Genomic DNA, 26,055 nt, shown 5'->3' on the forward strand with positions numbered 1-26,055 from the left:
ATGGGTCGCCCGGGATTCGAACCCGGAACTAATCGGTTAAAAGCCGAGTACTCTACCGTTGAGTTAGCGACCCTTTCGCTGCATTTCGCAACTTTGCCATCATAGCACAGACATCTGTAGATTTGTAAAGGGGTTTAGAAAAAATTGGCAGTCAACCTTATAGATGCTGTATGGCTAGCTCCTGGTGCTAACACAGTCAGGTTATCACCAGTATTGAGAGAGTTACGGGTGGCACTCCACGGTTCTAGACAGTAGAATTCTTTGCCCTTGACTGTCCAAAATACCAGGTAGGTAGAGAAATCATCATAATCCAAGGTGAGTTTTAACTTCCGGCTGCGATCTATGGCAGTGGCCGATTGACTTGTTAGCTGTCCAAAGGCAAAATCAATTTCATCACGGCTAAAGTCAAAATTGCCGTCAAAAGAGTGAATTTCCTTAGTTTGATTGTCTTGATACTGCTTAGAAGGAATTTCCAGCTCTAACTGAGTTTTATCACCACACAGAAAGTAGGGATGGAAACCAGCCGAAAAGGGCATTGGTGTAGATGACAAGTTTTTATACTGCTGACGGACTTCTAGGGTATTACTTTGAAGTTCGTAGGTGAAAGCCAGTTGAAAATCAAAAGGATAAACTGCTTTGGTTTGCTCATTGCTATCAAGAACAACAGTGAGACTAGCTTTATCTCCAGTTTCTTGTTCTGTTACTTTCCACGGCAATTCACGGGCAAAACCATGTTGTTTGAGAATATATTTCTGACCGTTATGAGTGTAAGTATTATCTGGTAGATTGCCACAAATAGGAAACAAAATTGGATTTCCACCTCTGACACTCAACTCAGGATGAGTAAAGCGTTCAGTATCCAGGTAGAAAATTTCTTGCCCTTGAATGCGCCAACGGGTGATGATACCGCCGCGTCCGGGTACGACTTCCAATTGAGAACCAGCGGTTTCGTCAGAAAGAATATAGGTCTTGTATTGTTGCTGTCGAACTGCAATGCTAAACACAAATTTTAGTCCTGGGTAAGATGGAGTGCTGAGTACTTAGTGCTGAGTCCTGAGCAGAATACAAAAGTACTCAGCACTCAGCACTCATAACTCAGCACTGTTTATTCGTCTTCTGCAAACACGAAACGATATAACTCGCTAGGGTCTGGCTCAGGGCTGCTTTCGGCGAACTTAACTGCATCGTCGATTACATCCTGAATTTTACGGTCAATGGCTTTGATTTCTCCCTCATCTGCCAGATTTTGCTCCACCAAATAAGTTGCCAACTTCTTAATTGGGTCACGGGCGAACCAAAATTCTTTCTCCGCCTTGCTTCGCATTTCATCTGGGTCAGCCAAGGAGTGACCCCGGAAGCGGTAGGTAAGCGCCTCAATTAATGTTGGGCCTTCACCTGCACGGGCACGGGCTACAGCTTCTTGAGCTACGGCTCGGACTGCTAGTACATCCATGCCATCTACTTCTACACCCACCATGTTAAATACACTGGCTTTTTTATAAATCTCTGGCTGGGAAGTGGCTCGTTCGTGAGACATTCCAATAGCCCACTTATTGTTTTCGACCACAAACAGAATTGGCAGTTTCCATAGAGCTGCCATATTTAGCGTCTCGAAAAACTGACCGTTATTAGCTGCACCGTCGCCAAAAAAGCAAGCTGTCACTTGGTCAGCATTTTTATCTCCCAACACTTCGCGGCGGTATTTGCTCGTGAAAGCCGCTCCAGCTGCTACAGGAATTCCCTCAGCCACAAAAGCATAGCCACCCAGCAAGCGATGTTCGGCAGAAAACATGTGCATGGAACCACCGCGCCCTTTGCTGCAACCTGTGGCTTTCCCAAATAATTCTGCCATTACCTCTCTTGCTGGTACTCCCGCACTCAAAGCATGAACGTGGTCGCGGTAAGTACTGCAAACGTAATCTTCACCCGGTCGCATTGACTGCACAACACCACTGCAAACGGCTTCTTGACCGTTGTACAAATGGACAAAACCAAACATTTTACCCCTGTAGTACATTTCAGCGCACTTGTCTTCAAACAAGCGCCCTAATACCATATCCTCATACAAACGTAACCCTTCTTCTTTTGTAATATGCGTAGTAGCAGGATTAAAAGTGGGTAAAGTACGCTCTTGAACCATTATTTTTGAGTATCCCTGTTGTACAACTTAAAGTTACGGTCTTAAATAAGTTGGTCTGATAACACCTCGGCTTTTAACAGGCTAGCGTTTGTAAGACCCAACGATCAAACTTTATTTATGCACCAAAAAAGGGTCTTAGGGAATAGCTGAATTTTTAATTTTTGATTTTTAACTTTTCAGCTTATGCCCCGTGAGGATTTGGCGCTAACGGCAACATCTACCGCTTTGGGTTTTTCATCTCTCACTGAAACAGTTCCCAGTAACGAGTTCGACTAGGAATCAAATCAGTTGCGATTAGTGAGTACTGAATGAAAAGATTCACAATTACTACGTCTTACTCATTACTTCTTACTCAGAACTCAGCACTCAGCACTCCTAAATATTCCCCTTCACAGACTAGCAATCAAGATAGACTGCTTTCTGCATATCTATTAACAATTTAAAAAAAAGCAGGCAAAAATCTATAATACCTAAATAGGTAATTGTAATAAAGGGTAAATTATGATATGATTTTTGTCTCCTGTTATCAGGGTAAATCCCCAATAGTGGTATTTTTGTTACTGCATAGTGGGAAAGCCCCAAAAAAATCAATCATCAATAGATTCTTCCAACCACAACAATTATGCCGTAATTAAAAACGGTAGTTGTGGTTTGTGGTATCGAAGGCTGATAATAGTTGTGTTAAACAAAAATACTAAGAATTAAAACAAACAATTGAGGCTTTCTAGGCGAAAGCAAAAAATTAGTACTAGAATGTGACTCAAAATTTCGGGAAGGTACAAAACAAGTTGTTGCAATATACACTTGTAGAGTAAATTCTATACGGCATTTTTATGGCACGGTTTTACAGGCCTGGAAAGCTCTAGGTGAATTATGTTGATCACGGTGCAGGGGAAGTAGGCTGTGCGAATTCCGCTAGATTACTACCGAATTTTAGGACTACCGTTAGCGGCAAGTGAAGAACAATTGCGACAGGCATACAGCGATCGCATTGTACAATTGCCGCGACGTGAGTATTCTCAGGCAGCAATTTCTTCTCGTAAACAACTCATAGAAGAAGCTTACGTGGTTTTATCAGATCCAAAACAACGCAGTACCTACGATCATCTTTATCTTGCCCACGCCTATGATCCTGATAACCTTGCTGCTGCCACAGTAGCACTGGAAAATCCTCCAGAAAGCACCAAAAGGGGTAGTGATACCCAGAGTCTGGGTATCGAAATTAGCCAAGACGAATTAGTGGGCGCTTTATTGATTTTGCAAGAGTTGGGGGAATACGAACTTGTACTGAAATTAGGTCGTCCGTACCTGGTAAATAAAAATGGTGCTACAAGTGCAAGAAAAGGCAATAATTTAGCAGACGAAGAAATACACGAAAGTGCTGAACATCCTGATGTCGTTCTCACTGTCGCCCTTGCTTGTCTAGAATTAGGTCGTGAACAGTGGCAACAAGGTCATTATGAAAATGCCGCCATATCTTTAGAAACGGGTCAAGAACTGCTAGTACGCGAAGGGTTGTTTGCCAGCGTCCAGGCAGAAATTCAAGCGGATCTTTATAAATTGCGACCATATCGAATTTTGGAGTTGCTGGCACTACCTCAAGAAAAGACTGCCGAACGAAGCCAAGGTTTGGAATTATTGCAAAACCTCTTAGAAGATCGTGGCGGGATTGATGGCACGAACAATGATGATTCTGGTCTAAACATAGATGACTTTCTGCGGTTTATTCAGCAGTTACGCAACCACTTAACAGTCGCCGAACAGCACAAGTTATTTGAAGCCCAAAGCAAACGCAATTCTGCTGTTGCCACTTACTTAGCTGTTTATGCGTTGATAGCGCGGGGATTTGCTCAACGGCAACCTGCTTTAATTCGTCAAGCAAGACAAATGCTCATACGTCTGGGTAAGCGCCAAGATGTACATTTAGAACAGTCTTTATGTGCGTTACTTTTGGGACAAACTGAAGAAGCAACTAGGGTTTTAGAACTTAGTCAGGAGTACGAAGCTTTAGCTTTTATTCGAGAAAAATCTCAAGACTCTCCAGATTTATTACCAGGGCTGTGTCTATATGCAGAACAGTGGTTGCAACACGAAGTATTTCCCCATTTTCGAGATTTAGCAAACCAGCAAGCTTTTCTAAAAGATTACTTTGCTAACCAACAGGTACAAGCTTATTTAGAAGCATTGCCAACGGATGCAGAAACAACTAATGAGTGGGCTGTAATTAACCCCCAAAATTTTCCCCAGCCACAGACAAATAATTCGCCTTTCCCTAAAAATTCAACTAAGACTCCAAAGCAATTTAACCACAGCAGAACACCTGACCTAGATTTACCAGAAACACCAGAACATTTAAACTTCTCACCACCGATGTGGAATTCATCTGGAAGTGTAAAATCAGAGGTTCCTGCTGCTGAACGGACGAGCAGAGGCACTAATCAGAATTTGAACGGTTCAGCTAAAAGTGCTACACCTGCTCATAACCAAAAGCGTCGGCGGAGAAAACCTACTCCATCTAATATCCGGGAGCGTGTACCGGATAATCGTCCCCATTCTCGTCGTCCTCGGCGGCGGCGAACTTTTGCTAACACCATTGAAGGGAAAACACGGCTGGTATGGAGAGTGTTTATTTCTTTAGTGAGTATTTTAGTTTTCTGGGTGTTAGCCACAACAACTTTTGGATGGTTAAAAAATCTGTTTTTTCCTACACGATCTGTACCTCCTTCACAGTTGTTTGTACAAATAAATCAACCACCAATATCTATTCCCGATCCAAATAGTCCACCACAAGGATTAGATGGCTCTTTAACAGATGCAGCGGCAGAGGAAATCATTCGCACTTGGCTATCTACTAAAGCCGAAGCTTTAGGGCCGAATCATGAGATTAATAACTTAGAGCAGATTTTAACTGGTTCAGCTTTGTCTCAATGGCGGGCGATCGCTCAACAGGCTAGGTCTGACAACCGCTACCGCAAGTACGAGCATAGCGTAAAGGTGGAATCTGTAGAAAAAATTGATTTATTCGCAGATCGTGCCGCAGTGGTAGCTACGGTGAAGGAAGCGACGCAGTTATATGAAAATGGTCAGTTTAAAAACTCTTCTAACGATAATTTACGAGTTCGGTATGATTTGATTAGACAACGAAGTAAATGGCGTATTCAGAGTGCATCTGTTGTGAATCAGATAATTAGATAAGTTAGAATTTTTAGGTTTCCAATACCCCTAACAAACTTTTCAACATCAAATAAGTAGAAGTCCCTCCTGGATCTGGATGTCCGATACTCCGTTCCCCCAGGTAGCTAGCGCGTCCCTTTTTCGCTTGCATTGGTATAGTTTCCTGCAACCCTTTTTGAGCTGCTACTACAGCCTGTTGCATAGCTTCCAGCGTTCCCTTACTTTCTCCTACAGCTTGCCCAAAAGCGTCTACAGCCGGAGATAGCACATCCACCATTGTTTTGTCTCCTAGTTGCGCTTTGCCACGTTGCAGCACCCCATCTAAACCTGCTTGCAGTATTCCTAAAACATCTTGTTCTGTTAATTCTTGCTTACCAACTACTGCTGTACTGGCTCTTAAAAACCAAGTGCCATAAAGAGGGCCACTAGCACCGCCAATAGAAGAAATTAAGGTCATACTCACGGCTTTGAGAATGCTGCTGATGTCCTTGTCTGTAAGAGTTGGTAACTGAGCGCTTACCTTTTTGAAGCCGCGATCCATATTGATCCCGTGGTCAGCATCTCCGATCGCAGCATCTAATTCTGTCAAATATGCTTTATTCTGCTCTATCTCCGTTGCACAAGCCTGCAACCATTGCAATATCTGCGGCTGACTCAACATAATTCGTAATTCGTAATACTTCGGCTACGCTCAGTACAAGTTCGTAATTATGAAATTCCCCAGCGCCAACTTGGTGTTTTGACTGGTGCATCCCATAGGCGGATCATCTCATCATCTAATTTCAGCAGGGTAATGGAGCAACCTTGCATTTCTAGAGATGTAATGTAAGGGCCTATCAAGTTTCGCACAATTTGCAATCCTTGCAGTTCGCAGATTTGGGCGAGTTTGCGGTAAACAATATACAGTTCAGAAATCGGAGTTCCACCCATACTATTGACGAAAGCTAATAAGCGATCGCCTTTGGCAAATGGTAGACTTGTTAGCTCTACATCTACCCATTCTTCTTTATCTTCATCCCATTCGCGTAGTGTGCGGGTGTATGCTTTATCTTCAATGAGCGATCGCGTTAAAATTTCGGTAATCTCATCTACTGGTTTGATGGCTGTACGTTCTGTTCCTGGCTCACCGTGGATACCGATGCCTAATTCGATTTCGCGATCACTCAATTCAAATGTCGGCGTTCCATTAGCGGGGACTGTACAAGATGTTAGAGCAATTCCCATACTCCGCCCATTCAGATTTACTCGGCGACATAAATTTGCTATTTGTGGCAAATCGTACCCACCCTCAGCCGCCGCACCACAAATTTTTTCTGCCAGTATTGTTGTTCCCACACCCCGCCGTCCTTGGGTATAGAGACTATCCTTCACTGCTACATCGTCATCAATCAAAATATTTAGCGATCGAATGCCCTCACTACGGGCTAATTCCGTCGCCATTTCAAAGTTCATCACATCGCCACTGTAATTTTTGACGATATAAAGGATACCAAAGCCTCCATCTACAAGCTTTGCTGCTTCTAGCATTTGGTCAGGAGTTGGTGAAGTGAAAACCTCACCAGGACAAGCTGCGTCAAGCATTCCTTTCCCCACAAAGCCAGAGTGCATTGGTTCATGTCCACTACCACCACCTGAAATAATTGCTACTTTACCTGGAATAGGTGCATTAGCTCGATAAACAAAAGTCGGATCGTAGTTCAGTTTAATTAAATCGGAATGAGCCGCCGCCATACCTTCTAGACTTTCGCGCACAAAGTCTTCTGGCTTGTTGATCAGCTTTTTCATAATCCGTGTTTGGTTAAAAGAGTGCTAAAACTCAGGTTATAGCGCTTATGGTTTGTATGCAATATAGTGTGACCTCTCTCTAAATCTCTCTCCTAAAAGGAGAGAGACTTTGAAATTTCCCCCTTTCTGCGTCGGGAAGGGGGTTAGGGGGTTAGGTTTTTCGTGGGTTTTGCCATATAACCGAATAATTATAAATTATTTGGTCAATCCAAAGATTCCATTAACTCAATACACTTGTGCATCTGCTGGCGCATGGTTTCCCGATCAGCATGAAACCTTCGTCCATGACCTGGTAGCACCCACTCAAAAGAGTAATTAGCCAAGTTATGCATTGATTTAATCTGTTCTGACCAAGAATACCAGCAGGCATTGTGGAATGCAGTCAGTTGGTGCAAGCTTTCTGACCAAGCGAGATGATCGCCAGTGAAGAGAAACTTATTTTTGTAGAGTAAAACAGTTTGTCCTTTCGTGTGACCGGGAACTGGGATAATTAATAAATCTGGAGTTAAGGTAAATGGTTCAGAACCAGTTAGCTGTATTTCAACATTGCGAGTATCAGCAGTAATATCATCAACGTGGAGGATGCGATCGCACTGAAAATGCTCGGCAAACTTTTGATGATCTGCCACATCATCCTTATGAGTTAGGTACATATAACGAATTGGCCCCAGTTCTTCTAAACGCTTAACTAAAGGCGGCGTAAACCGGGGAGAATCCACCAAAATGTTACCTTCTGGAAGCCGAATTAAATAGCTAGCAGCACCATAAGATTTTTCAGAATGATAGCCGCAGTGGTAAATATTTTCTGTTACTAATATTGGAAAACTTTGTTGAACAGCTTTGATATCTTTTGGCTTTTCAACTGTACCAATAGAACTAGTAGGACAAGCTAAAAGTGCTTGCAGTGCGGCTAATCTTTCCGCCTCATTGGTTGGTTGATGATAAACAGCCGATTGATCATCAACATCATAAAATACTTCAGGAGCCATCCAGCGACAGGTATCACAATCAATACAGGTAGTATCTACATAAAAATCGCCGTTTACATTTTGGGGACGACGCTGATTTAAATGAGCCATATTAATCCTTTTGCTTCCAGCCGCTTACTGGAGAGCGATAAATCCTATATCACTACGCTAGCAAAAGTTGACTTAAACCGTAGATTCCTAAAGGTTAGATATAGGCTATCTTAAAAAAGACAGCCTATCTGGACTTAAAGTTAAAGATTGATCGCACCTCTAGCCAACGGCTGGGATCACATAGGCGCAATCGCTTTATTTGAGAACATACATGAACTTCGCCTAGATTACTGACAAAATTCAATTTGGCTTACTATAAAAGGAAGTTCTTTGGTATCATCCACAGCCATTTTCCTCACCCAACTCTTAAGTTCAGGAATCCATTTAAAACCTGCCTTTTTTGCAAGTTCCCTATTGTCATAGCTTACAAGAGCTTTAAACCAAGCTTTGGGTCTTAACGCCATTTGAAACATGGCGTTTAGGTTCTCCATCCGATCAAAAAGATATGCGATCAATTGACAGTCTGTTAATGCCCGATGGTTTCCAAAAATACCAACATCATGCGCTGCTGCTAATTCAATAAGAGATTGACCAGATCGGATTTGACGAGGCCATTCAAATTCAGTGCAGGTACAAACCCAACGAAGTGGTTCATTTTTAGAGTTTAACAAAACAGGTAGCAAACTCTTGCCATTATTTGAATAACCAAACCACTTCTGATCAAACTCAGCATTGTGTGCCACAATAACTTGCGCTTTCTTTGCCATCTCAGTTATCATCCACACACTTTCAGCTACTTGTTCTTCCGTTATTTCCATTAACGGTGCTGACTTAATCCGGTTTATATGCTCTGCTGGATTATTCTGTGCTGGGAGAAGAGCTGAATATTGTTTGATGGTGGTTTGATGTTTCACCGAATACAGAATAGCTCCTAGCTCTATAACCTGCCCTGTCTTAACGTCTAAGTCTGTGGTTTCTGTATCAAGGATTAGAACCTGATCGGGTGTAGGAAAATGAGCATTGGATGAAACGAAGGAATTTTGGGTCATAATAGGAGTAGAAATAAATAATTGAAAACATGCCTACCAAGTTGAAAGCTTGGGGGCATTTTTTTTGACATTTTGCAGCCGAATATATACAGATTACTTTGCCGATATTACTTTGTCAACACTAACGTCATTAATACCTTTAGTGTTAACATTATGGAAGCGGGAATAGTAACGCTAGCGCTACTATTGTTATAGACTTCTTGATTAAGTTTTAAGTAGTGAAGAGAGAATTTATGAGAAAAATTTGCTGTAGGTTAAAGGATTTTATGGAAAAAGAGGATTTATCTCAATACCAACTAGCCAAAGTAACTGGTATTAGTGTTAATGCCATCGGCAGGCTTTACAAGGAGGAGTTTGACCGGATTGACTGTAACACGGCTGCGGTTTTGTGCGAGTACTTCCACTGTGACTTAGGCGAACTGTTTCCACTTGTGGCTGGATCTTCAGAACGAGTAAAAGAGGATGAAATTCTACAAAAATATCAAGCTGGAGAGAGAGATTTTTCTGGAGTAGACCTGACAGAGGCAAATCTCAGGAGTGTAAACTTAAGCGGCGTAAACCTAACTAGAGCTATTCTTGCTAGAGCTATCCTACAAAAGGCTGATTTGAGCAAGGCAAATTTGGATCAAGCAGACTTGGGACAAGCAGATATGGAAGGGATAAATCTAAATGCTGCGAGCCTAAGAGCAGCAAAGCTTAGTTCAGCTAAACTAGTTTCTGCACAGCTGATCTATGCCGAACTGACTGAAGCTGATCTTAGTGAGACTGACCTAGATAAAGCAGATATGAGATGGGCAAACCTCTGTAGAGCAATCTTAAAAGGAACAAAATTAGATCATACAAATATAGTCAGAGCTAATTTAAGACAAGCAGATTTAACGAATGCCAAACTTAGGAAGGCAAATTTGAGTTGGGTAGACTTACGTGAAGTCAAGCTTATCAATGCTGATCTTAGTGATGCGACGCTAGAAGCCGTTAGCCTAACTGATAGTGATCTCAGTAGGGTCAATCTTACTAGAGCGGATCTTAATCAGGCCGATCTTAGCAGAGCCAACCTCAACAATGCTGACCTTACTAATGCCAATCTAACTAGAGTAAATCTCAATGAAGCTAATCTTAGCCAAGCTAACCTAACTCAAGCCAATCTTAGTCAAGCCAACTTCAAAGACACTAATCTTAGCCAAGCTAACCTAACTCAAGCCAATCTTAGTCAAGCCAACTTCAAAGACACTAATGTAAATAATATTATTTTGACTGGTACTAATTTGAGCTACACAAACTTGAGCGGCTTTAACCTCAATAGCATTAATTTAAGTGGGGCTAATTTAAAAGGTACTAATCTCAGTAATGCCTCTTTAAAGGGTACGAACCTTAGCCACGTCAAATTCGATGATACAGATATGAAGTATGCTGACTTAACTGACGCTGACCTTAGTAGTACTGAACTTTCTGCTTATGATCAGTATGGTGTAATACAGATGAAGGCGGACATAAGGGGAACAATATCACCTTCAGGAGATGTTTATAATGATGACATGAGTAATAACATGGACAATGAGCGCAGTCCTGAAGACAAGTTATCTGAACATTTCTAGTTGTTAGGCTTCAATTGATTTTTACTGAGAGAGTGATTGCAATAATTTTTGATCTAGTTTCTAGAATTAGGTAACTTCGCCATCAAGTATTGGTAGAGTATGACCCAAACGCAATCCTAGTACAATCCATCCTTCAAGAGTATCTTGCAAATCCTCCCGGCAAGCTTCTAATGTTGTAGCGTTTGCCCAGACACCTTGACATTCTAGAATTTCGCCGTAGAAAGTTCCATCCTCAAGCAACTCATAAGTTGCTTTGTGCATTGCTGTACGAATGTAATTTGTCAACATTCAGCTTTTTAATCAATTTGGTTACAACTGAAATTTTATTTTTAATCGCAAATACGCAAAACTCTAATTATGTATATTTTTTAATTTCCGAAAATGCGATCGCGCCCCTTTACCAAACGCGATCGCTAAATTTTGCATCCCCTATCCAATAAAATGCAGATGATTACTCACCGCACTAATTAGATCATGGGTAACGGGAAGACTATCAACTACCATCCCCAGACACAACAGCATCATGTAGGAGATGGAGAAGAGAAACAACTCTTTAGCTACAGCGCGATCCTCTGGATTTTGCAACAACCGCCAAGATTTGTAGATAAATAATCCTCCCAGAATTAGGGCGATCGCAGCATAAAGAATTCCACTCGCGCCCAAGGGATAAACCAATAACACGGTTGCAAATACTGTTACTAGCGTGTAGTACCAAATCTGCTTCACTGTTGCCGTATCACCTTCAATCACAGGTAGCATTGGTATCCCTACCTTTGCATAATCGTCCCGGATCATCAGAGCTAAAGCCCAGAAATGGGGTGGTGTCCACAAAAAGACAATGGCAAAAATTAACCATGCTGACCAGCTTAATGTGCCTGTGACAGCAGCCCAACCCACTAACGCCGGAATTGCCCCAGCAGCTCCACCGATAACGATATTCTGAGTGCTGTGGCGTTTTAGCCAGTGGGTATAAACCAAAATATAAAAGACGATGCCAGAGAAGGCTAGCAGCGCGGCTAACAGGTTGGCAAATACTGCCAAGAGTGTAAAGGAAATCGTCGCCAGTGCGATCGCAAAAATTAGAGCATCGCGCGGCTGCACTTTACCCGAAGGCATCGGACGATGGCGCGTCCGCTCCATATCATAATCAATATCCCGGTCATAGACACAGTTAATCGTCTGGGCGCTTGCAGCAGCCAATGTGCCACCAGTGAGAGTTACTAGCAACAGCAATGGATCTACTTCACCCTTAGCAGCAATCCACATACTTCCAGCCGTAGTAATCAAAAGCAACGGAATAATCCGAGGCTTCGTTAGCTGGTAGTAACTTTGAATTACCTGTAAAAATGTTTCGTGGTGGCGAGAGACATTAGTCTCAATCATTTTGGCTCTGGTTCCTTATTTTTCAATAACTTATATGCAGCCCCCGCTCAAGGTGGCTCTTTCAGGCAAATGAAACACAGATTTTCTGCACCTGCGTGGGTCGCAATACTCGCCGTTGCGACCATAATTTAGTGCTGAGTTAGGAGTTAGGAGTTGGGAATTCTCCCTCATCTCCCCCATTCCCTACTCAGCACTCAGCACTCGTGACTCAGCACTCACAGAGTCACGCAGTGCGAGAACTGTGAAAACCACCAAAGTACCCAGCAAAGTAGCTCCTATAGCTTGGTGAGAGACGGTGAGAGGCTCGACTTGGAGGTGTAATTTGAAAGTGGCGGCTCCCAACAAGATTTGTAAGATTAACAACGCACCAGCTATATTTGCCAGTCGCCGTAAGGCTGGATGTAGTGCTGGTGTCCGCCAACAGATAAATACCATTGCCAAGGTTGCCACTGTTGGCGGCACCAAACCAGCAATATGGCTGTACATCACAGTACAAAGTTGAGAACCGCCCAGGCATTGGTGTAGCGCCCAGCGAGAGCCTACCAAAGCACCTAGCAAACTTTGCAAGTAAACCAGAACAGCAGCAGTTAAACCGACCCAAGGCAACTTCCCAACGGTTCCATTTCCCTGATAGGGAGTAAGTGCCGTGCCGATAATCAGCAGAGTGCAAAAAAATAACAGCGCCGTTCCTAAATGGGCGGTAACGATATCAAACCGCAACAGTTCGGTGACGGTGAGTCCCCCCAAGATACCTTGGAAGACAATTAAAAACAGGGCGAATGTGGATGCCCAAGGCAGCCATCTGGGTAAGAAACGACGATGCCACCAGGACAAGCCGAAAAGTGCGATCGCGCTTAAACCAATTAAAGCCGCATCCAATCTGTGAAACCACTCCAAAAACACTTGGAGATTCATTTGCTTGGCTGGCACCAGTTCGCCATAGCATAAGGGCCAGTCTGGGCAAGCAAGTCCAGCATTCATCACGCGGGTGGCACTGCCTATTGCCATCAAAATTAAGGTGGCTATGCATATTTTCCACACCAAGCGCCGAATCATTTCCTTGGGCTTTTGCTGCTGAAGAGCCGCTTCATTTTGTTGTTGTAGGACAAATTCGCTCATTAACGATACCTTCTGCCCGCTCTTGGTGGATCTGTTAAAATTTTCAATTTTCTTTTAGCGTCCTATCTCCACCCTAGCGTATAGGCTATGGGTTTATAGATTAGCACTCACTTATACTTTGAATCACTCCAGCAAGGTTTTGCCTGAAGCTTTAGGTATTTTTCAAGATGTCAGAAATGGATTAATCACAATTAATTTAAGCATTCTAAATTTTTCCTTAAACTTTTTCACTGATTTTCATCTATTTTTGGCGTTGTATGATAGTAAACTCATACTCAAAATTACTAAAATAGCCAAAGAAATTAATAAAAATTTCAGACCTTTCTCCCCCATGTCTGACAGCCTAGACTACCTTAGTAAGTGAGTAGCTTCGAGATAACATAGTAAATTCAATTAAGTAAGCACGTGAAGATTCCAACTTCCATCTGGACATTACTCATTGGCATCGTGCTAACGCTAGCCAGCCTTTGGTACGGTCAAAATCACGGTCTGTTGCCAGCAGCCGCCACTGATGAAGCCGTCTTGGTGGATGGTCTGTTCAACGCGATGATGATCGTTTCTACAGGGATATTTCTGCTCGTTGAAGGTATTTTAATTTACTCTGCATTTAGATATCGTCGGCGTGCAGGTGACAATGAAGACGGCCCACCAGTTGAAGGCAATATACCTCTAGAAATTCTCTGGACGGCGATCCCAGCAATTATCGTTATTGGCATTTCTGTTTACAGCTTTGATGTTTACAACGAAATCGGTGGGTTTGATCCCCATGCTATCCATGAAGCACCGATGAGTCAGGAGTCAATGAAAATGCCAGGGCATGGGAGTGCAATGGCTGCAACTTTAAGCGATACTCCTCCCAGCACCGAACCCAACCTCAATCAAGAAAAATCTGATGAGGCAATGCAAGACCCAGCTACGGCAGAAGTCCGCAACGCTGACCAAGTTCCCCAACTGCGGAATGCCCCAGGTGTAGGTAGTGTTGCTCCGACAATTGGGGGAACTCCTGATAAAGCAGGTAAACCAGCTGAATTACAAGTCAACGTCACTGGTCTACAATATGCCTGGATTTTCACCTATCCTGAAACTGGTATAACTACAGGTGAAATGCACGTCCCCATCGGGCGAGAAGTGCAAATCAGTATGACCGCCAACGATGTCATTCATGCCTTCTGGGTGCCAGAGTTCCGCCTGAAACAAGATGCGATCCCCGGTAGGCAAAGCGAGATTCGCTTCACCCCTCAAAAAGCAGGAGACTATACCCTGATCTGTGCAGAACTTTGTGGCCCCTACCACGGTGCAATGAGAGCGCCAGTAGTTGTTGAGCCACAAGAAGCCTTTGATAAATGGATGCAAGAACAGCTAGTTGCCAGCAAAGAAACGCTAAATCAAGCCATTGCTGTTAACCCTGCGAATCTATCCCCAAATGAATTTCTCGCTCCTTACACCAAGGATATGGGAATTAAGCCAGAAATCCTGCATCAAGTTCACAAATAGTCATTGGTCATTAGTCATTAGTCATTAGTCACTGCTCATTAGTACTCATACAAATGACAGGTGATAAAGGACAAGTGACAAAGGACAAATTACAAAGGACAAAGGACAAATGACAAATGACCCAAGCTCAAGTGCAAGAAACTGCCAACGCCCCTGCTCTTGTTGAGGAAGCAGGGATCAGAAAATGGCAAGACTATTTTAGTTTCAACACCGACCACAAGGTGATTGGGATTCAATACCTAGTCACTACGTTTATTTTCTACTGTATTGGTGGGGTGATGGCTGACTTGGTTCGTACAGAACTGCGAACCCCAGAAGTCGATTTTGTCACCCCTGAAGTTTACAACAGCTTATTTACGCTGCACGCCACGATCATGATTTTCTTGTGGATCGTGCCAGCTGGTGCGGGTTTTGCTAACTTCCTCATCCCCTTAATGATTGGGGCAAAGGATATGGCATTTCCGCGCTTGAATGCTGTTGCCTTTTGGATGATTCCCCCTGCGGGTTTATTGTTGATCGCTAGTTTAGTGGTAGGCGATGCACCGGATGCGGGTTGGACTTCCTACCCTCCCCTGAGCTTGGTAACAGGTCAAGTAGGTGAGGGAATTTGGATTATGAGCGTCCTCCTACTAGGTACGTCATCGATTTTAGGGGCAATCAATTTCCTCGTCACATTGCTCAGAATGCGTATCCCCGGTATGGGGGTTCATCAAATGCCCTTGTTCTGCTGGGCGATGTTTGCTACCTCAGCGCTGACTTTGGTATCTACGCCAGTGTTAGCAGCAGGTCTGATTCTGCTTGCCTTTGACTTAATTGCCGGGACAACATTTTTCAACCCAACTGGCGGTGGCGACCCTGTAGTTTACCAGCACATGTTCTGGTTTTACTCCCACCCAGCGGTTTACATCATGATTTTGCCCTTTTTTGGCGCAATTTCAGAAATTATCCCCGTGCATTCCCGCAAGCCGATTTTTGGCTATAAAGCGATCGCTTATTCGTCTCTTGCCATTAGTTTTTTGGGGCTAATTGTTTGGGCGCACCACATGTTTACCAGTGGTATTCCCGGTTGGTTGCGGATGTTCTTTATGATCACCACCATGATCATTGCCGTACCCACAGGAATTAAAATTTTCAGCTGGTTAGCAACCATGTGGGGTGGAAAAATCCGGCTTAACACTGCCATGCTGTTCGCTATTGGCTTTGTTGGCACCTTTGTAATTGGTGGGATCAGTGGCGTGATGTTGGCAGCAGTGCCCTTTGACATTCACGTTCACGACACCTATTTTGTGGTGGCACACTTGCACTACGTGCTGTTTGGTGGTAGTGTTCTCGGCATTTATGCGGCGATTTACCACTGGTTCCCGAAAATGACGGGACGCATGGTAAACGAATTTTGGGGCAAGGTTCACTTTGCCTTAACAATAGTGGGTCTGAATATGGCCTTCTTACCAATGCATAAGCTGGGATTAATGGGCATGAACCGCCGTATCGCCCAGTATGACCCCAAATTTACCTTTCTCAACGAAATCTGCACTTATGGTGCTTACATACTAGCAGTTTCGACATTCCCCTTCATCATCAATGCCATTTGGAGTTGGTTATACGGCGAAAAAGCTGGTAATAATCCCTGGAAGGCACTTACCTTAGAGTGGATGACAACCTCACCACCAGCGATCGAGAATTTCGATCAAACCCCAGTACTGGCTACAGGCCCCTATGACTACGGTTTGGAAAAGGCTGACGAAGGTGTACCCTTATCTGATCCCGATCCAGTCTTATCTGGCGGCCCAAACTCAGTATTAAGAGCAAAACCCGATCCAGCCGTTGCTGCTAATCCCGAAGATCGTAAATAAACAGGTTCTGGGGCATTGGATATTGGGCATGGGGCATTGGTTATTTCTGCCTTGTTCCACTCCCCATTCCCCATTCCCCATACTTCGACTGCGCCCTTCTCTACGAGAGGCTGCACTTCGACTACGCTCAGTGACCACGCCAACGGCTACGCTCAGGACAAGCTCAGTACAAGTTCCCCATTCCCCATTCCCCAATTTATCTTTTAAAAAATTCATGCAAAGTCAAACTATTGACCCAGCTAAAACGGAACTGAATCATCACCATGCGGCGGAAGCATCCATTGGTCATCATGAAGAACATCCAGACCATCGCCTGTTTGGGCTAATAGTCTTCCTGATTGCTGAAGGAATGATTTTTTTGGGACTGTTCGGAGCCTACTTGGCTTTCCGTGCTACCTTACCTGCATGGCCCCCAGCCGGTACCCCAGAATTAGAACTATTGCTACCTGGAGTTAACACCATCAATCTAATTTCTAGTAGTTTTGTCATGCACAATGCCGACACTGCTATTAAAAAGAACGATACATGGGGTGCGCAAATCTGGTTAGCAATTACTGCTGCAATGGGTGCTATTTTCTTGGTGGGTCAAGTATATGAATATACCCATTTAGAATTTGGTTTAACTACCAATTTGTTTGCCAGTGCATTTTACGTTTTGACTGGTTTCCACGGATTGCACGTTACTCTGGGCGTTTTGGCAATTGTTGCTGTGTTGTGGCGATCGCGCGTTCCGGGTCACTATAGTAACGAAAAGCACTTTGGTATTGAAGCAGCCGAAATCTACTGGCACTTCGTTGACGTAATTTGGATTATTTTGTTCGGATTACTGTATCTTCTGTGAGTATTAATTAACTAGTTGTTCAATCCACGCTGACAACTTAATAAGCCCCCACTAGGGGGCTTTTTTAATTAACAGCATAAAAATATGAGTGAAAAGATTATAGAGACATAGTAGTGCTACGTCTCTACAATGGTTAGATATAATGCATATTTATCCTTTAACCAGAAAAGTTAAATAAAAAATATATTAAAATGAGCATAGACCATTCCCACTATTACTTTTGCTAGATGCAACTGAGTTATTGCAAGTGATAGAAATACGAGTAAATTAAAAGGTGGGAAAAGTCGGAAAAGTAGGATGTTTTGGATGAAGTATTGAACAACCAGTTAATATAGTGTAAATTGATATTCTAAGGACTCAGTAAACCAATAAATAAAGTCCGCAAATTTATGCGGATTTAATTTAAGGAAATGCAGTCCTAATATTTTTTCTAGCCATACAAGTGGAAACTTGAAGTTATTCGAGAGATGGCAATTATTGTAAGTAATTCGCCATTTTGCTTTCTCATTTAAATAGTTCATACCAATTCAAAAAAGTTGACGATAGACAATGCTGACGCTCACCCTTGCCTTGCTAAGGGTAGGTAAGAGTAGATTCTATTTTAACAATTGGGATCCTATCAAGTTCGGGTAATTACTTGTAATAAAATCTGTCTATGTAGGTTGGGTTGAACCACAGTGAAACCCAACATGAACATGGAGTAAATGTTTGGTTTCGTTCCTCAAACGCCACTTGCTTCTGCCTTGGCGCTAGCCTCTCCCTTTGGGAGAAGGGGAGACGCTAAGCGTAGCTTGCTTGCTTCCCCATAGGGGTACAAGTCGGGAAACCGCAAGGGCGCAGTGGCTCCACAACCTACAAATATTATAAGTATTTAACCGAACCTGAGATCACATATTAATTGTGGTATTTCATAGAAGCGAATACGCATTACAGATTTGCCAGAATTATGAGTAGATCAAGATCGTAAAATGTGTGAGTGATTGAAAAGTTACACTTTATTTAACTCAAAAATCATCACTCGATATTTACCTCAAAAACTTACCCGATCTTTTTTAGTTTTGTCGTTGAACTTACATTAATCTGACAACGCGATCGCGGTTGGTAATGACTAAAATTTAGTAACAAAATTGTGGCGAATACTGTAAAGGTGTTTGTGCCTTGAAATTTTACTGTTTAAGGTTTTGTCAGTAATCAGACTTAACAGTTAAAATAATTGAAGAAGAATTCAGAAGTCAGAATTCAAGAGTCAGAATCAAGATGCTCGTGACGCTCGTTCGTGTAGCGTGTCGCAGACAAGACTCGCTTTCCGCGTCGCTATCGCCCTTGGCGTCTCCCCTTCTCCCAAAGGGAGAGGCTAGCGCCAAAGGAAAAGACTCTCTTTCCACGTCGCTTACAGTCGGGGATTCAGACCCGCGACTGTCTTGTTGACCACTAAATTGAAAATTTAGTGAGGGTGCAAAAACGCCGATTATTCATCTGCCAGTCGTACAGAATTCATTCTGACTCCTGACTCCTGAATATCATTTTCTGCCCACAGTCTTTAAACTGTGGGCTAGTGTTAAATTTACTTAAGTGATAAAATTACAGAAGTATTTCATAAATTAATTTTCTACTAAAATACCTATAAAGGTATTAAACAAAGCAATCAACTAAGTATCCAATTTATCCAAAACATAGGTTGCGCGATGGCTAACTGCCGCAAATACCAGCCAATCTAACAGCAAGCAGTTATTCATAACCTCACCCAAGCTCTGAATGGTCAGTAAATTAAGAAGTAGTATACGCCACATGAGCCATAACCCTCTAGTTAGAAAAACACTCCGAAGTCGCTTTGAAACTGTCAAAGTGATGGGAAGCGGAGAATCTGATAATACTTACTTATTAGGGGGTGCTATACGTAAGAGACATCGATACTCTTTCAACAGAAAAACACTTCGGAATCGCTTTGAGATTATCAAACAATTAGGAAGCGGAGGTTCTGGTGATACCTACTTGGCCATTGACTTGGATTTACCAGGACAACCCCATTGTGTCGTCAAACATTTCCACCCGAAAGATTCCAACCCTGCTGTTCTACCCATCGCTAAAAAGCTATTCGATCGGGAAGCGGAAGTTTTATACCAGCTAGGCAACGACCACGACCAAATTCCGAGACTGTTTGCCCATTTTAATGAAGATGGAGATTTTTATTTAGTTCAGGAATTTATTGACGGTCATGCCTTGACTCAAGAAATTTTACCAGGTCAACGTCTTAACGAGAATACAGTTTTAAATTTATTAAAAGACATCCTAGAAGTGCTGGCTTTCGTCCACCAACACGATATTATTCACCGAGATATTAAGCCTCAAAACTTAATGCGGCGATACTCCGATCAGAAAATTGTGCTAATTGACTTTGGCAGTATTAAGAAAATTGGTGCTTTGGGAGCAGGCTTAACAATTGCTGTTGGGACTCCTGGCTATATGCCAAGCGAACAGGCTAAGGGAAAGCCAAAACTTTGCAGCGATATCTATGCAGTTGGGATGATTGGGATTCAAGCTTTAACAGGTTTAATACCTGAACAACTACCAGAAGATCCCAGTACTGGAGAAGTTATTTGGCGCGACAAGGCAGAGGTAAGTGATGCTCTGGCAAATATTTTAGATACGATGGTTCGCGATCGCTACCACCAACGGTATCAGTCTGGCACAGAAGCTTTGCAAGCGCTCAATTCTGATGTACTAGTGTTGTCACAGCCTTCACAATCTGCTGACATCAACCACAAAGCTGATGATACCTATTTGCTAACTTATAGAAACTTTATTTTGCTGCTGGGTATCGGTCTTGGCGCAACCACTAGTTTGATAGTAATAGTTTTAATTTACACTTTTATGAATACGGGCACATCGGTTCCAAATCAACCTACTCCACTAAAAAGTTTTCTAGAAAGATTTGTTGAGTTTCCATCAACTAAGACGAATAGTCTAATAGCTAAATCAGCACTTAATAGAAGAATCTGTCAAAGCAATTGCACCATTGCAAAAAATACCAAATAGCAAGTTTAATTTCACTAACTTAGAAAGGTTAATCATTTAGCAGAAATCATCAGACTGGCTATTAACTAGCTATTACAGATTTACTTTAAATTTAAATATTTCAAGATTACTATAGGATAAATACTTAGATATTCCTGTAAGATAAATACAACGAAACAAAATTTAAAAATATGGACAATACAAATCAAAGAAAAGCTTTAATTAACAGCGAAATCTCCCTCTTTCTGAGAGGTTTGATTATTGGTAAAGTTCTCACACTTATGGTTATTGGTGGATTACTTTGGTGGTTATTGAAGCCAAATTTATTGTCCCGCAACAATGTTAACTCTTCCTCTACTCAAAATTTCAACCGCGTCTCTAATAATGAATCAAGTTTTCAGACAGTTGCTGATGTTCCCCCTGCATCATTCAACTACGGAGGTAGTACAGCTTGGGCATCTATTCGGCAATTGGTAGATTCTCAGATCCAGAGCGATCGCCCGGAACTACAATTACGCTATGTAAACCCTGTTAATGGTACTCCTGGTTCTAGCTCCGGCATTCGGATGTTGCTTGATGGAAAACTAGACTTTGCTCAGTCTTCCCGTCCCCTCACAGATAAAGAACAAGCTACGGCAAAAGAGCGAGGCTTCACCCTTGAGCAACGTCAAGTGGGTATGGATGGGATAGCAGTGGTAGTCAATCCATCACTCAATGTGCCTGGTTTAACTGTTGAACAATTGCAGCAAATTTATTTAGGGAAAATTACTAACTGGAATCAAGTCGGCGGGCCAAATCTACCCATCACAGCTTTTTCGCAACGACCAGAAGACGCAGATACAGTGATATTCCCTAGCAATAGCGACTTAAAAGGGCAAGCATTTGGCCCTAATGTGCAATATGTCTACTCTGCTACAGAAGCAGTGCGTCAACTCAGTAAAACCCCTGGTGGTGTGTATTACGCTTCTGCCCGTTCAGTAGTCTTTCAATGTAGCGTCAAGGCTTTGCCATTGGGTCAGACTTCCGATCGGCTAATTACCCCCTATCAAGAGCCGATGGTTTCGTCTGAACAATGTCCGCGTCAGCGCAACCAGCTAAATACTCAGGCGATCAAAAATGGCAGCTATCCGATGATTGCTAATTTGTTTGTGATTATTAAGCAGAACAAAGGTTCACAACAGCAGATTGGAAATGCTTATGCCAATCTTTTATTAACTGACCAAGGGCAAAGAGCAATTGAGCAAGCTGGTTTCGTTGGCGTTCGCTAGTAGATTTATTTGAAGGACAATTGAGCAAGTTTTCCAGAGATACCCGACTTGTTTAAGAGGTCGGGTATCTAGAAGTATAGAATTGTGTGCGATCGCGGCTATACCTGGGAACTACCAGCTTGCAGAATCTGTTGAGCAATCAGGTTTAGTTCGGGAAAAATAGGTGATACGATGCGGTCATCGCCTCTAAATTGAGTAACTCGGTATTCACCGTCAACTAATTGGTAGATAGAGATAGTAGGTTGTTTAGGATTACCGATAAACTTTTTACCACCGATAGCTAAATAATCAACAATCCAATATTCTTTTATGCCTATTTGTTCATATTCACCTAGCTTTTTATAATAATCATCCCGCCAGTTAGTACTAACAACTTCAATCACTAAAGGGATAGAATCGGCAAACTCAACCGTAGAATATTTCTGCCAAAGTGGCTCTAATTTTAAAGCAGGACGGTTGAGTAATAGCAAGTCTGGAGAATAGCAAGACTGACTAATAGCAGATTTAACTAATGCTGTTTTTGGGATGAAATAAGGTAGACCATTGCGAACGTACTCAACTGCAATTTTTTCAACCAAAAACCCGACAATATCTTCATGGTCTCCTACTGGTTGTGCCATTTCAACAATCACGCCATCATGTAATTCATACCTTCCACCTTCAGGACGCCAAGCTGCAAAATCTTCAAAGGTTACTAATTTGGGTATAGCTTGAGTCATAAATTGCCTACCTTAGCTTATATATTGAGAACATTTTTAGTCATTGTTATTAGGTTTTTCATCACAGATCGTTTAAATCGCTACTTCCTTTTAATTATTCTGCATTGCTGTGGCAAGTTTTTCTAAATTTTGACGAACAGTAACACTACGGTGATGATTTACACCCCAGACTCGTTCACAAATATCTAAAGCTTGCAAATAAAGCGGTTCTGCTTCACTGTAACGTCCAGTTGCACGATAAATTTCTGCCAGATTATTGAGACTTTCGGCAACATTGGGATGATTTTCTCCCAATAGGTGCTTATCAAGTTCTAAGGCTTTTATACATAAGGGTTCCGCTTCATTGTAACGTCCCTGTTCTCTGTACATATAACCCAAAGCATAGATCGTATCTGCTAATAGCGGATGCGCTTTTTGTAATACACGCTGCTTGAGTTCTAATGATTCCAAAAACAAAGATTCCGCTTCACTGTAGCGTCCTTGAGCGCGGTATATTAAACCTAAATTGTGCAAATCTGTGGCAACATCAGGATTTTCTTCTCCCAAAAATCGCTTATCTAATTCTATTGCTTGTTTCGACAAAGGTTCAGCTTCACTATAACGTCCTTGATGATAATAAAGTAGCGCTAAATTATTCAGTATAAGAGCAAAAGAAAGATGATTTTCACCCAGCAGACGTTTTTCGAGTTCTAATGATTGCAAATACAAAGGTTCTGCTTCGTCATAACGTCCTTGTTCATCATATAGTAATGCCAAATTGTTCAGACTGGCAGCGACATCGGCATGGTGTTCTCCCCACAGACGTTTCCTAAGTTCTAAAGCTTGTTTATACAGGAGTTCTGCTTTATTATATTTTCCAGTAGATTTGTAAAGTCCTGCCAAATTATTCAGGCTAGTAGCAAAAGCAGGATGATTTTCTCCTAACAGGCGTTTTCTCAGTTCTAAAGCTTGTTTATATAAGGGTTCGGCTTCGCTGTAGTTTCCCGTTGCACGATATATTCCTGCTAAATTGTCGAGGCTATTAGCTAAGTCTATCTGCAAACCCAATTCATTTTGTAACTCACTCGCCTGACGCCAATATTTAATTGCTAATTTCTGTTCTTCTTGATAATTTTGAGATTCACCCCGGGCTAATCTGCTGTGGTAAATATCGCCCAATCTTGAATATAAAGTAGCTAAGGTAGGATCTTTAGTTCCCCGTTCTTGTTCTACTTTTTCGATTAACCTTTGTAAATCTTGAATGGGTAAGAAAAAGCGATTAGTTTCATTAGTATCTGTGCTAGCTAATTCTGTATCTCGAAAAACAAAGCGGATATTTTCTAATTCTTTTCCAGGAATAGCATTTGTCTTTTGAGATTCAAACCGAAATACACCATTGCGCCAACTCCAAAAATCAGGAGCTTTTTTAATTAAGTTTACTAAAATTTGGTTCGTTACCCAAAGCACGATCGCAAATGGAAATTCGCGCAATCCTTCCCTTGTCCACTGTAAGTAACCAAAAAATTTCTCCTGTTCTGATTGCTCATTTCCCAACCTGAGAAAATACAATTGTTCAGCACCCGTCACAGTGATTACCGCCGGGTTCTGCTGATGTAGATATTCTTCTTGTTGTACCAGTTGGTTAAGAGCAGCTTTGAGACTAGGTTCTTGACGCGCTAAAGTTACTCGATATGCACCGAAGGCGGGTTGTAGTTCAGCTTCATATTGAGCAATAATCTGATCACGAAAGTTAGCATCATCGCAAACCGCAATCAGTAAATTTAATCCCCGCTTTTGAGCTTCAATAGAAACAATTAAATCATCATACGCATCTTGATTTTCTCCTTCATCATTTAATAATTCCTCATTTAACATTAATAGCTCCCTGTCTTTTTAAGCTTTCGATAATAATTGGATGAACATCATACCAAGTTTCATCAGTGCGATACTCTAGAACATACAGCCCATGTAACAAATCTAAAAACTCTGCTTGTTTCGGGTCATTGGGCATAAATTGTTCATACACACTCTGCAAAATATCGATATCAGTTTTTCCTAAGCGTATTGAAAAATCATTGCGAATTTTATTGATTGCTTGCAGGAGGATTTTATCATCAATAATAACTTTGGCTGAAGGATTTCGCCGGATAGTTCTCAAACATATACGACAACATTCTTTAGAAATGCGAATTAACTCTCGCAATACGCCACCACTGTAAATTACGATTTTTTCAGCAGTTTCTGCCGCGATTAATTCACTAGGAATCCGCTTTTGCAAAACTTCACCGAGAATCTTTGTTGCTTCTGGGCGAGGTTGGGCATTCAATAAGCGATTTTTACCTTTATCAAATATTTTTAAGACAGGCATTGCCACAACTTGATCGTTGGTTTCAGTGGCAATTATTGTACTAATAAATGTTTCTCGAAGGACTGCGATCGGGATGGTATAGATAATTTGAAAGTTAGGTTGACAAAGAGCTTTAATGTTATCTCGATAAATTTCGTTAACTCTGCCTAAATCCAGTTTATCTAAATCATCAATAATTACTAAAACGTTTTGTTTAGTTGCAGCTTGAATTAGAGCAGCGATTTCATTAATCCTGGCAACTAAATCTGATAACTTGCGTTCAAATTCTTGCTTAATTTCATCCCGAACGCTAGCATCAGCTTTTAATTTAGAGCTAATCAATTTTAAAAGGTCAAAACCTATACTTACTTCTGCTTGCAAATTCGATTCTTCAGTACGAGTGCGGGTAGCAAACCACTTATAAAGAGCTTCTTTAGTCGATTGTGGAATATCAACTTTGCGTGCTTCTGCTTCTGTCATTAAATTAACTGCGATCGCAAACAGTATATTAATATGATTAACTGCCGACATTTCAATTTTATCGGCAATAGAAAACAGAACTACAAAATATTTATCTTGAATTTGTCGGCTAAATTCAGCTAACAAAGTAGACTTACCACATCCCCGATGTCCTGTAAAGACAATTTTGCCATCTCCATTCGGACTATCTTCCACTAATTGGTTCAGGTCTGCAATCAAATCATCACCATATTCGACTCGAAATCTTTCCATTTCGTTCCGTTCCATCAACGGAAACAGTTCGAGATTGCTGTATGCTTCTTGAAAGGAGTTTAATAAGTCTTGAGACATTGGATAGTGCTGTTAACGTGCTAACTATTCATATAATGGCTCATGATTTTTGAAGCACAAGTTCAGGCAATGTCTAGGATAGAGTATGCCTACATAACTTTTCAAATTTCGTTAATAAATAACTACTAGGTGAGTGGTATGTTATATCTTAAAAAAAGACACTCTAATTCCGAAACTTCAACCTATCAATGAGTAACAGAGGTCAAGAATCAATAAGACTGAATGATAGATTATACATTCAACAATTCAGACTAAATAATAGATTATACAAATAACATCCTGAAAGCTACTTAACACATAAATAAAATAAAATTTTCAGTTATAAAAATAAATTTTTAGTGTGCTTTGTCTCACCCGCTTCTAGCCAATGCGATAAGTAGCTGTTGTTACTATTGATTTACTAGGCGGGTGTCAATACTTCTCGCTTTGTGCATTTTTAACTCGGAATCGGGTTTGGGGTAAAGG

At 41.8% G+C, this 26,055-nt stretch carries 19 protein-coding genes and 1 tRNA gene; 7 read left to right on the forward strand and 13 right to left on the reverse strand.

The genetic code is table 11. From position 1 onward, the window contains the following. Window position 1: 1 nt before the first annotated feature. From RMY16_RS28125 to pdhA, 3 genes are all read right to left on the reverse strand, one after another. Window positions 2–73 (reverse strand) — tRNA-Lys (locus tag RMY16_RS28125). A 61-nt stretch (window positions 74–134) separates the two neighbouring features. Beyond that, the gene (locus RMY16_RS28130) at window positions 135–1,004 is read right to left on the reverse strand and encodes an aldose epimerase (RefSeq protein WP_322739118.1); all 870 of its coding nucleotides are present in this window, start codon (window positions 1,002–1,004) and stop codon (window positions 135–137) included. Window positions 1,005–1,105: 101 nt separating this feature from the next. Continuing rightward, window positions 1,106–2,140 carry a pyruvate dehydrogenase (acetyl-transferring) E1 component subunit alpha gene (pdhA, locus tag RMY16_RS28135; protein WP_322667747.1) on the reverse strand — a complete coding sequence of 345 codons (1,035 nt, stop codon included), beginning with the start codon at window positions 2,138–2,140 and terminating at the stop codon, window positions 1,106–1,108. Between the two features lie 903 nt (window positions 2,141–3,043). Between pdhA and RMY16_RS28140 the strand changes: the two genes are divergently transcribed. Then, window positions 3,044–5,335: an IMS domain-containing protein gene (locus RMY16_RS28140; protein ID WP_322739119.1), complete on the forward strand. Its 2,292-nt coding sequence runs from the start codon at window positions 3,044–3,046 to the stop codon at window positions 5,333–5,335. Window positions 5,336–5,345: 10 nt separating this feature from the next. On the opposite strand, the gene dhaL is transcribed toward RMY16_RS28140, so the two are convergent. The 4 genes from dhaL to RMY16_RS28160 all read right to left on the reverse strand — a co-directional run bounded on the left by dhaL (window position 5,346) and on the right by RMY16_RS28160 (window position 9,167). After that, window positions 5,346–5,975, reverse strand: a complete 630-nt coding sequence (dhaL, locus tag RMY16_RS28145) for a dihydroxyacetone kinase subunit DhaL (protein WP_322739120.1) — start codon at window positions 5,973–5,975, stop codon at window positions 5,346–5,348. Between the two features lie 47 nt (window positions 5,976–6,022). Next, the gene (gene dhaK / locus RMY16_RS28150; protein WP_322739121.1) at window positions 6,023–7,099 is read right to left on the reverse strand and encodes a dihydroxyacetone kinase subunit DhaK; all 1,077 of its coding nucleotides are present in this window, start codon (window positions 7,097–7,099) and stop codon (window positions 6,023–6,025) included. Between the two features lie 203 nt (window positions 7,100–7,302). Continuing rightward, entirely contained in the window at window positions 7,303–8,178 is an 876-nt protein-coding gene (locus tag RMY16_RS28155; RefSeq protein ID WP_322739122.1) for an MBL fold metallo-hydrolase, read from the reverse strand. 227 nt (window positions 8,179–8,405) lie between these two features. Next, on the reverse strand, window positions 8,406–9,167 hold the full coding sequence (locus RMY16_RS28160; protein WP_322739123.1) for a 3'-5' exonuclease: 762 nt from the start codon (window positions 9,165–9,167) through the stop codon (window positions 8,406–8,408). A gap of 233 nt (window positions 9,168–9,400) precedes the next feature. Here RMY16_RS28160 and RMY16_RS28165 point away from each other — a divergent pair, with 233 nt between their 5' ends. Further along, complete coding sequence (locus tag RMY16_RS28165; RefSeq protein WP_322739124.1) at window positions 9,401–10,762, forward strand: pentapeptide repeat-containing protein; 1,362 nt, start codon at window positions 9,401–9,403, stop codon at window positions 10,760–10,762. A gap of 66 nt (window positions 10,763–10,828) precedes the next feature. Here the strand turns inward: RMY16_RS28165 and RMY16_RS28170 are convergent, their stop codons facing one another. The 3 genes from RMY16_RS28170 to RMY16_RS28180 form a co-directional block, all read right to left on the reverse strand. Further along, complete coding sequence (locus RMY16_RS28170; protein WP_322739125.1) at window positions 10,829–11,050, reverse strand: type II toxin-antitoxin system HicB family antitoxin; 222 nt, start codon at window positions 11,048–11,050, stop codon at window positions 10,829–10,831. 141 nt (window positions 11,051–11,191) lie between these two features. Beyond that, window positions 11,192–12,145 (reverse strand): heme o synthase, encoded by a 954-nt coding sequence (locus RMY16_RS28175; protein ID WP_322739126.1) that lies wholly within the window; start codon window positions 12,143–12,145, stop codon window positions 11,192–11,194. Window positions 12,146–12,328: 183 nt separating this feature from the next. After that, window positions 12,329–13,264, reverse strand: a complete 936-nt coding sequence (locus RMY16_RS28180) for a heme A synthase (protein ID WP_322739127.1) — start codon at window positions 13,262–13,264, stop codon at window positions 12,329–12,331. 405 nt (window positions 13,265–13,669) lie between these two features. Between RMY16_RS28180 and RMY16_RS28185 the strand changes: the two genes are divergently transcribed. The 5 genes from RMY16_RS28185 to RMY16_RS28205 all read left to right on the forward strand — a co-directional run bounded on the left by RMY16_RS28185 (window position 13,670) and on the right by RMY16_RS28205 (window position 21,735). After that, window positions 13,670–14,758 (forward strand): cytochrome c oxidase subunit II, encoded by a 1,089-nt coding sequence (locus RMY16_RS28185; protein WP_322739128.1) that lies wholly within the window; start codon window positions 13,670–13,672, stop codon window positions 14,756–14,758. Window positions 14,759–14,874: 116 nt separating this feature from the next. Continuing rightward, complete coding sequence (gene ctaD, locus RMY16_RS28190; RefSeq protein ID WP_322739129.1) at window positions 14,875–16,611, forward strand: cytochrome c oxidase subunit I; 1,737 nt, start codon at window positions 14,875–14,877, stop codon at window positions 16,609–16,611. Window positions 16,612–16,825: 214 nt separating this feature from the next. Beyond that, the gene (locus RMY16_RS28195; RefSeq protein WP_322739130.1) at window positions 16,826–17,452 is read left to right on the forward strand and encodes a heme-copper oxidase subunit III; all 627 of its coding nucleotides are present in this window, start codon (window positions 16,826–16,828) and stop codon (window positions 17,450–17,452) included. Between the two features lie 1,788 nt (window positions 17,453–19,240). Further along, a complete protein-coding gene (locus RMY16_RS28200) occupies window positions 19,241–20,488 on the forward strand; it encodes a serine/threonine-protein kinase (RefSeq protein WP_322739131.1) in 1,248 nt (415 codons plus the stop codon). A 170-nt stretch (window positions 20,489–20,658) separates the two neighbouring features. Next, on the forward strand, window positions 20,659–21,735 hold the full coding sequence (locus tag RMY16_RS28205) for a PstS family phosphate ABC transporter substrate-binding protein (RefSeq protein ID WP_322739132.1): 1,077 nt from the start codon (window positions 20,659–20,661) through the stop codon (window positions 21,733–21,735). Window positions 21,736–21,833: 98 nt separating this feature from the next. Here the strand turns inward: RMY16_RS28205 and RMY16_RS28210 are convergent, their stop codons facing one another. From RMY16_RS28210 to RMY16_RS28220, 3 genes are all read right to left on the reverse strand, one after another. After that, window positions 21,834–22,454, reverse strand: a complete 621-nt coding sequence (locus tag RMY16_RS28210) for a Uma2 family endonuclease (RefSeq protein ID WP_322739133.1) — start codon at window positions 22,452–22,454, stop codon at window positions 21,834–21,836. A 90-nt stretch (window positions 22,455–22,544) separates the two neighbouring features. Then, a complete protein-coding gene (locus RMY16_RS28215) occupies window positions 22,545–24,308 on the reverse strand; it encodes a tetratricopeptide repeat protein (protein ID WP_322739134.1) in 1,764 nt (587 codons plus the stop codon). Then, window positions 24,298–25,590 (reverse strand): ATP-binding protein, encoded by a 1,293-nt coding sequence (locus RMY16_RS28220; protein WP_322667766.1) that lies wholly within the window; start codon window positions 25,588–25,590, stop codon window positions 24,298–24,300. Before RMY16_RS28220 ends, RMY16_RS28215 begins: the two co-directional genes overlap by 11 nt. Between the last annotated feature and the right edge of the window lie 465 nt (window positions 25,591–26,055).

Origin of the sequence: Nostoc sp. DedQUE12b (assembly GCF_034530835.1) — a bacterium.
GTDB lineage: Bacteria > Cyanobacteriota > Cyanobacteriia > Cyanobacteriales > Nostocaceae > Nostoc.

Bases quoted from the DNA above. Each gene is read 5' to 3' on its own strand.
- RMY16_RS28180 (WP_322739127.1), bottom strand. From the start codon at position 13,264: ATGAGCGAATTTGTCCTACAACAACAAAATGAAGCGGCTCTTCAGCAG.
- RMY16_RS28220 (WP_322667766.1), bottom strand. From the start codon at position 25,590: ATGTCTCAAGACTTATTAAACTCCTTTCAAGAAGCATACAGCAATCTC.
- RMY16_RS28200 (WP_322739131.1), top strand. From the start codon at position 19,241: ATGAGCCATAACCCTCTAGTTAGAAAAACACTCCGAAGTCGCTTTGAA.
- dhaK (WP_322739121.1), bottom strand. From the start codon at position 7,099: ATGAAAAAGCTGATCAACAAGCCAGAAGACTTTGTGCGCGAAAGTCTA.
- dhaL (WP_322739120.1), bottom strand. From the start codon at position 5,975: ATGTTGAGTCAGCCGCAGATATTGCAATGGTTGCAGGCTTGTGCAACG.
- RMY16_RS28175 (WP_322739126.1), bottom strand. From the start codon at position 12,145: ATGATTGAGACTAATGTCTCTCGCCACCACGAAACATTTTTACAGGTA.
- RMY16_RS28210 (WP_322739133.1), bottom strand. From the start codon at position 22,454: ATGACTCAAGCTATACCCAAATTAGTAACCTTTGAAGATTTTGCAGCT.
- RMY16_RS28165 (WP_322739124.1), top strand. From the start codon at position 9,401: ATGAGAAAAATTTGCTGTAGGTTAAAGGATTTTATGGAAAAAGAGGAT.
- RMY16_RS28195 (WP_322739130.1), top strand. From the start codon at position 16,826: ATGCAAAGTCAAACTATTGACCCAGCTAAAACGGAACTGAATCATCAC.
- RMY16_RS28160 (WP_322739123.1), bottom strand. From the start codon at position 9,167: ATGACCCAAAATTCCTTCGTTTCATCCAATGCTCATTTTCCTACACCC.
- RMY16_RS28155 (WP_322739122.1), bottom strand. From the start codon at position 8,178: ATGGCTCATTTAAATCAGCGTCGTCCCCAAAATGTAAACGGCGATTTT.
- RMY16_RS28170 (WP_322739125.1), bottom strand. From the start codon at position 11,050: ATGTTGACAAATTACATTCGTACAGCAATGCACAAAGCAACTTATGAG.
- ctaD (WP_322739129.1), top strand. From the start codon at position 14,875: ATGACCCAAGCTCAAGTGCAAGAAACTGCCAACGCCCCTGCTCTTGTT.
- pdhA (WP_322667747.1), bottom strand. From the start codon at position 2,140: ATGGTTCAAGAGCGTACTTTACCCACTTTTAATCCTGCTACTACGCAT.
- RMY16_RS28215 (WP_322739134.1), bottom strand. From the start codon at position 24,308: ATGTTAAATGAGGAATTATTAAATGATGAAGGAGAAAATCAAGATGCG.
- RMY16_RS28205 (WP_322739132.1), top strand. From the start codon at position 20,659: ATGGACAATACAAATCAAAGAAAAGCTTTAATTAACAGCGAAATCTCC.